Raw genomic sequence first — 1,410 nt, forward strand, 5'->3', positions numbered from 1 at the left:
GGTTCTTCTGGCGCGGGAGAGGGCGTTTCTCGCGGTTCTTCTGGCGCGGGAGAGGGCGTTTCTCGCGGTTCTTCTGGTGGTTCTGCGGGTTTGGGTCTTTCCCCGGGTGGAGAAGCGGGCACTTCGGTGACGGGTTGGGGCGATCGCGCGGATTGGTAGAGATTGTATCCCATCCACCCCAACAGCAGGACGATCGCCGCCCCGATCCATTTTGTGTACGTAGGGGAATTGCCACGGATCTGGCTGGGAGGGCTAGTTTGCTGGGGGCTGACGGGCACCGTGGCGGCGGTGGAAGAGGGGAGTGTGCCCGATTGCGGGGGTAGTGAGGGTTGGCGATCGAGTTGGGCGATGCGCTGCAATAATTCGCCGGTACTTTGCGGGCGATCGGCGGGTAAAAAGGCGATTAAACTATCGATAAAATCGGCTAGCGGTGGGGCAAGTTGAGTGGCGCTGTCTCTCCATTGCAGTTGTCCGCTACGTGGATGTTCTGGAAATGCAGTGGGTTCTTTGCCAGTGAGCAAATAAACAAAAGTGCGCCCCAAGGCAAAAAAGTCCGATTGCGGTACGGCTTTACCGATCGCTTGTTCTGGGGCAGTATAACCCGCCGAAATAATCCCGGTAACGGGCATTCCGCCTTTGACTTTTTGCAGGTAAGTGCGGGACACTTGGCGCGCCGCCCCAAAGTCAATTAAGGCTAAATGTCCGTCGGGTTTGAGCATGATATTGCTCGGTTTGATATCCCGATGGAAGAAGTTTTTTTGGTGGACTTGATGTAAAATAGCTGCCAATTCGCCCAACCAGGCGATCGCGCGATCGCTCTCGAGAGGTTGGTTTCCTCTACTTTGCAACCACTGTCTTAAATCCTGCCCTTCCACATACTCCATCACCAAACAGTGTAGCGGTTCGGAAGCGTTGCGCGCAGAAACGGTAAAATATCCGTCCCCTTTAGGAATTCCCGGATGATTCAATTGCCCGAGTACCCGCGCTTCTTGTTGGAATAAAGATACGGGTTTGGCTTCATTCAGGTGCAGCACTTTTAAGACTTTTATGCTTCCGCCATCTCTGACTTCATAGGTTTTGGCAAATCCGCCTTTTCCCATCTCGCGCATCACCCGATAGCGCCCTTCTAAGACCAGTGGAGAACCGCAGCTTTGACAGAAGTTTACCGAGTCGGGATTTTGCGGGTTTGGGCATTGGGGATTAATGCAGAAGCTCATAAGGCGTGGAGTTGGATGAGTTGAGGTTCAGTGGGTATCGAGGATGGATACAGGCGCGATCGCACCCATTCCTGTAAACTCAGCCCTGGAATGGGAGGTCAGTGTTTTTGCCGTGGGTTAAACTAAGCAATTCCGTCACCAGAACTGCTCGTCTTCAAAACCGGACTTGAGACTTTCACCTCATCCGGCTCCT

General features: G+C 53.8%; 1 protein-coding gene. It reads right to left on the reverse strand.

All coding sequences use genetic code 11. The annotated features are described in order from the left end of the window. Positions 1-1,217 (reverse strand): serine/threonine-protein kinase (locus tag LKK83_RS04285; RefSeq protein ID WP_324629647.1); only part of this gene is annotated, 1,217 nt, incomplete at its 3' end. Positions 1,218-1,410 lie beyond the last annotated feature (193 nt).

This window comes from Phormidium sp. CCY1219 (genome assembly GCF_035615515.1).
GTDB lineage: Bacteria > Cyanobacteriota > Cyanobacteriia > Cyanobacteriales > Laspinemataceae > CCY1219.